Origin of the sequence: Chryseobacterium sp. SIMBA_028, from assembly GCF_046535285.1 — a bacterium.
Classification (GTDB): Bacteria; Bacteroidota; Bacteroidia; order Flavobacteriales; family Weeksellaceae; genus Chryseobacterium.
Genome location: NZ_JAWRWZ010000019.1, coordinates 62,635 through 69,043, shown reverse-complemented (window position 1 = coordinate 69,043; position 6,409 = coordinate 62,635). Strand labels below are relative to the sequence as shown.

Below are 6,409 nucleotides of genomic sequence, written 5' to 3'. Positions count from 1 at the left end.
AAATCAACTTTTATTATAACTTTAAACTAACAAACACTCCCTAAGAGAAAGTCCATTTTCTTTTGAAGACATACAGTGATACCGTTTATTTAAAATCCGATGCCAGAACGATCATGACAATCAATGATTCAGGATCAAGAAGTCCTGAATATTACCAGTGCATCTGGTTTGCTCAGGAAATTTTACAAATAGGTGAATTTCATAGAGATACCTTAGTGAGATATGATAGAGAATAATATATAGAAGCTCCTTAATTGGGGCTTTTTTTTCTAAAATTTAAAAATACCCAAGAGACCTAGCTTTTACTTTTATATAAGCAAATAATTTAGCGTTGGCTATATCTGTTTATTTCTCATAAGAACAAAAATTCTCAAAATAATCAAACATAATATTTTTTGCAATCGTTTTCCCAAGCTATTATAATCCAATTAGGATTATTAAACAGTATAATATCTTTTTACTCAATGTACAGACCCTATGTTTTTAATAATACTCTCTGTATGAATTTATATAGCATTTTTTATTTTAAACTCAGATTATTTATGCTTCACAATAGGAAGTTACTATTAAAATTTTATTCTACAATTTTTATTTTGTTTATTTTAATTAATGTGTATTTATTAATTTATCAGTAAATATATAATGAGTTCTTTACATATTCTGAATCATAGAAAAATCCCACTTTGGTATCCCTTTGGAATTAATATTTAAAAACAGTATGCTTAGTTTTCTTTTATAAGTGATAAATGGTTTTTATTAGGATCATCTATTACATAAAAATATTTGAAAAAAGAATTACTACTTTTTTTACGATATCAATTAAAAGACTTGAAAGAAGCAAAAAAAACTTACATTTGTATTGAAAAGCGCTTTATAATTGTAGCCTCATATTGGTATGTTTTTTTCGGTAACATTATGCAGTTTGTGGTACTTTATATTTTGCTTTACATTAAAAGCTTGTTGAAAAAATATGACTTATAGATCTTTACATTTAATTATTCCCATTTTACTTTTCAATATATCTGTAAAATCCCAGGCTAAAAAGGATCAGACATTTGATGCCGCCTATTACAATTCTTTCAAGGAAGAACGGGTGGATCAGATGCTTAAAACCGGTGATTCTTTGTATAAAAAATCAGAAACCGAAATTCAACAAATAAAATCACTCGTCGTGATTGCCTCTGCCTACAGCCGGAAGTTAAATGCCACTAAATCTACCTTTTATTGGAAAAAAGTAGATTCTATGGGTAGGAAATCTGACCTTCCCGATTGGATAGCTCTCGGAAATGAGCGTCTTGCGGCTGAATATTTAAAACTTAATATTAAAGATGCCAGCAAAATATTTATAAAGAGAGCGATAAAGGCAAGTAAATCTTTATCAGGTTCATTGGAAAGCAAATATACCTATGCAATGATACTTGAAACTGAAGCATTACAGAAAATAGCAGATAAAGATACATTAGGTTTTATAAATGGGATGAAGAATAACCAGACCTTTCTGGAAAAAGTTCCTGATAATGATGTCAAAAATTATCTTTTAGGAAGGTCACATCTTAAGCTCGGTGAAGTGTATGTTCAGAAAAACGATCTTAACTCTGCAGAATCTTCTTTTCATGAAGCTGAAAAAAATTTAAGAAAATCAGCTATTAAATCATATAATGGTGAAAGTGCTTTGCTTTACAGAGGATTAGGGAATCTGGCGTTGAAACGTAAACAGTATGATAAGGCTAAACTCTATCTGTTAAAAGCAAGACAAATATCCGCTGCAAATAATAACAGGGAAGTCAATTATTTGATTATTAATGATCTTAGAACCTACTATAGAGCAGTGCGTGATTATGAGGGATTAATTAAAATTAACCAGCTTAAAGACTCTCTTGACCTTTTTAAGCGGGATGAATTAGCCACTCTTGCTGATCAGGATTATAAAGCAGAGCTTGGAAGAAAAAATAAAATTCAGGAATATGTGTATATCCTGATAGCAGTATCTGCTTTGTTAGCTATTTGTATTATTGCATTATTTTTTTATTATAAACAACAAAAAAAGAAAATCAGACTCCAATTTGAAAAGATTATTAATAAATTAAATGCTCAGGAGGATGAAGCTTCAGATGGTTCTGTGGTGATTGTAACAGAGCAGAACTATATTGTAAATAATACGGAGGAAGATGATTCTTCTCTACACATCAGTGCAGAAAAAGAAGAAGAATTGATAGAACGCATGAAAAACTTTGAACAGCAGAAATTATACCTGGACCAAAATATTTCAAGACCTATGATGGCTTCTTACCTTAATACCAATACAAAATACCTGTCTTATATTATAAGAAAACACAGAGGGGTGGATTTCAGCGATTATATTAATCAGAACAGGATCAGCTATATCACAAAACAACTGTATACAGAACCTGTTTACCGAAATTATAAAATAAGCCATCTCGCAGAAATATGCGGATATTCTTCCCATAGCAGATTTGCTAATATATTTAAAAAACAAATGAATATTTCCCTTTCTGATTTTATTTCACAGCTTCAGAAAAGGGCCGAAAAAGATTAAATTACCTGGTATCAGGTTTATATGAGATCAATGAGATTCAACCATTTAATTAAGTAGTATAAAAAATAAGCGGAGGTCTGATAGACCTCCGCTTGCAGTAGGTAATAACTATAGATTACCTAAAGGATATGATAGTACCATAATTTCTTTACTTTTTAATAAATCTAATATTCAGCTTCTCATTGTTGGAGAAAAAATAAAGTCTGCTTTTCAAACCGGATACATTAATACTGAACATAAGATCAGAATTTTTTCCTGCCAGTAATACATTTCCAGAAGTATCGGTTACTTTCCATTCCTTTGATGAATTGTTTTTCATATACAATACTTCATCCACAGGGTTTGGATATATTTGGGTGAATCTGGTTTGTATATCAGATTGTTTATCTGACCTGCGTATTGAATTTTTTTAGCCAGATAAAAAATAGATCATGGAATTTTATTTCAGTTCCAATATTTAGGGATACAAAAATATAGAGTTACTTTTCGAACAGCAAGGAATTGTCTGTTAGTATTCCGGAATAATGATATATCTGAATACTATTGTAGAGGATTACTTCTGAATTTTTTTAGGAATGAATTTTATTAATACTTAAACTATATTGACACAATAAAAATACATTGAATGTAATTTATTAAGATCATAATTTTCAGTTTTTATTGAATTTCACGTACTTTATTGATTAAAAAAAATCGTGTATATTTTTCTTAATTATTACTATTCGCGAATAATGACAGACATCATATTGCAAGTTTATTTTCCAATTTATATTTTTATTACAGTAATAGTTCAGACAATAGTGATGAACAAAGCTTCATAATTTAAGATTCTATATTAAAGGCCCCCTCCCTATTATTTTTTTCTGACTTTAATGATGAAAAAATCGGGGGCTTTTAGTTTTTTTTAGAACGAAAAATACATGAACTAGTAATCTTAATATATAGCATTTTTGAGGAGTGTTTTTATAACAACCCCTGTTTTTTGTGCTCGGTCTGCCTAATTCTCAGGGCAGACTTTTTATTGAATAATACAATATATATTATAAAAATTTCCTCGAGTAAAAAAAACAATATTCAGACTCAAGAGAATTTTGTTTCTGTGCAGTTGAAAGATATTATTTCATATTGAATACCATGATATTGAAAATATCGATTTTATCTATCCTGATATGATAGCTGTAATTTGTGAAATATAAAAAATCTGGTTGTTAAAAAATAGAATAGAGAAAAAACAACAGGAATAGATCAATGTCTGTCTATTTATATTTTTATAATTACTGTATTTCGTTTATTAATATTCGCGAATAGTGATAGCCTTTTTGTTGTCTTTTAAAAAACTTCACAATACTTTTGCACTACACAAATGATGAAGAGTATTTACTCATCTAATTCTCTGGGGAATGCTTCTGCCCCCATAACAGAACTTCCCCAAGAGAATTTTTGATATCTTCATTACTGATAGTTTATACAATCTATCAAAGGCTCCCAATATATTTTTCCCTTAACACAAATGATGAAAAGTATGGGAGCCTTTATTTCTTAAAAAACACTGCATTTCTAAAAAATACTTTTTATACTCAACAAATACAGAGAAACGGTTAAAACAATACTATAAATGATTTTTCATTACCCCTTTTTTGTTTGCATACCTTGAAAAACAGAATGAATTTTTACGGGATTCAATAAACTGATAAAGTTTTGTAACGATCATTACGGATACACAGCTATCTTTTAAGTTGTTTGAGATATTCTTTATATAGAACATACGAAATTAAAATGTCATTATTATACATAGTTTTCATTTAAACACATGAAAATAACTCTAATTTTCAAAGCATTAATTATATGTTTTTTTTTAATTACAACAATTTAATTACCAACACATTACATATCATTTACATCTGTCATTATTCGCGAATAGTAACAGCCTTTTCCTTTTTTTTACGAAAACTTCATGATATATTTGCAACACACAAATGATGAGAAAGACATTTTATTTTTGAGATTATTTTTTTATTATACTTTGAGGCATTCTTTTCAGCCTTTATAGTGATTTTAAAACAAATGATTCAAATTTATAAGAATATGAATGTGTTTAAATACATATCGTAGATTTTTCAATTTTAAAAATGTTGTTTAACTTTTCAGAAGCTTAATGTTTCTGAAAAGTTTTTTTTATCTGTGCAGATAGTGGACAAAAATTAATCTCCATTTGTGATAATCAAAGATAAAATCATTGTACCTAGTTCATCAGTATTGAGTATACATCCTTGTATATTTTGCATTGACTTTTAACTCTTTGTTGGAAAATCGCAAAGGCGCTAAGGTTTTTCTCATTATACTTCTTGTAAGGTGCAAGAAAATCATGGATATTCAAACTATATTAATAAAATAGGTCTGCGTAGCTTATTGAGGCTGTTATTATTCGCGAAAAGTGACAGCCTATAGTTAGGAATTTTATAAAATATCCAATAGTTTTGAAAGACCAAATCAAGGTATATAACGATATAGAATGATAAAGCAGCTAAAAAAGATAAGGTTTAATCTTACAGCTGATCAGGCTTATTAATCTTGATAAACGAATAAAGAAAAAATCATTAAATAATATTCATAGTTATGTTTTGTATTGTATCTGCCCTGTTAACAGGGCAGGTTTTTTATGGATCATAACAATTGGTTATCATAAAATAAAAGGTACGGTGTTTTCATATAATACCATTTTTTTATTGGTTTTTGGCTGTTACTATTCGTGAATAGTAACAGCTCTTTCTTTTTGGTGATCAGTTTTAATAAATAAATTTGTATCAGCAAGTTAAAGAGGTACAAGTGTTAACTAAGCTGTTATGAATAACAATATTTTTATAGCAGTTATAGCATAAATAATCATGAGAGAATTTGGGAAAAGTTAATGTTTTAATTAAATTGGGGCTTTCAGTTGATCATCTTCTTTTAATTCTTAGCCAATGGGCTTTATCATTCTTTTTTTCAAATTCATGTCAAGGTTAATGTGCTTTTCAGAAAGTTTTTAAGGAGTCAACAAAAGTCTTACGATATTTCACATTTTTTTCGGGGAATTACCTGATAATTTCACCGGAGCCCTTACATCATAAGCTTTTCTCCACCTATTTCCTCATTTTTTGATCTCTTCATCTATACGAAATCTATAAAAACATAATTATTGGAAAAACAAAAATTACTGATATCAATTATAATCTGTTCTGATACAGCCAACTCTGTGAGAATTTCTGAAATAGCAAGGAATAAAATGCTCATAACGGATCAAGATACCCATTTACTTCGTGAGATAAATGCAGGATTCTCCAAAAATAAAAAGAGTACTTCAATTTCTGTAAGCAATGCTTTCAAACCAACAGATTATAGCAAGAAAGGGTTGAAATTTTCTACTAAAGAAAAAAGCTTAAGTCAATCACAAATGGAAACTCAAGCTTTAGGATCTACACTCTATAAAACATCCCTTATCAGATATGATCCGAGAGGAATCCATATCATTAAAGCACGGGATTTTGAATTCAGACTGAAAGGAAATGCTCCTGGCTACCAAACAGAAATTCAGTATACAGGTTTGGGAGAGGGCTATTATGAATACAGTCGGTTGTTTCATTGGATGAGGGAAGAATCAGAAGACTGTTTCCCTTATATCAGGACAGGGAAAGAAGATGATATTTTCACAGGAACAAAAAATGTACAAACTACTGGTACTCTTTGCTTCATGGTTGTTTATCAGATTGATGATCCGGAAACGGGCTTGTTTTACCAGCTGGAAATAAATCTATTTGATATTCTTGGAATAAAATACATTATTTATTCATGCATAGTTTCTTAATTGTGTTT

4 protein-coding genes are annotated in these 6,409 nt (G+C 29.2%); 3 read left to right on the top strand and 1 reads right to left on the bottom strand.

Annotated elements, in window-relative coordinates; all coding sequences use genetic code 11:
• Positions 1-62 precede the first annotated feature (62 nt).
• Positions 63-236 carry a hypothetical protein gene (locus SCA31_RS20795; RefSeq protein WP_410698903.1) on the top strand — a complete coding sequence of 58 codons (174 nt, stop codon included), beginning with the start codon at positions 63-65 and terminating at the stop codon, positions 234-236.
• 734 nt (positions 237-970) lie between these two features.
• Positions 971-2,557: a helix-turn-helix domain-containing protein gene (locus SCA31_RS20790; RefSeq protein WP_410698902.1), complete on the top strand. Its 1,587-nt coding sequence runs from the start codon at positions 971-973 to the stop codon at positions 2,555-2,557.
• A gap of 148 nt (positions 2,558-2,705) precedes the next feature.
• Here the strand turns inward: SCA31_RS20790 and SCA31_RS20785 are convergent, their stop codons facing one another.
• Positions 2,706-2,909, bottom strand: coding sequence for a T9SS type A sorting domain-containing protein (locus SCA31_RS20785; protein WP_410698906.1), 204 nt, complete (start codon positions 2,907-2,909; stop codon positions 2,706-2,708).
• 2,826 nt (positions 2,910-5,735) lie between these two features.
• Between SCA31_RS20785 and SCA31_RS20780 the strand changes: the two genes are divergently transcribed.
• Positions 5,736-6,401 carry a hypothetical protein gene (locus tag SCA31_RS20780; RefSeq protein ID WP_410698901.1) on the top strand — a complete coding sequence of 222 codons (666 nt, stop codon included), beginning with the start codon at positions 5,736-5,738 and terminating at the stop codon, positions 6,399-6,401.
• The last annotated feature ends 8 nt before the right edge of the window (positions 6,402-6,409 follow it).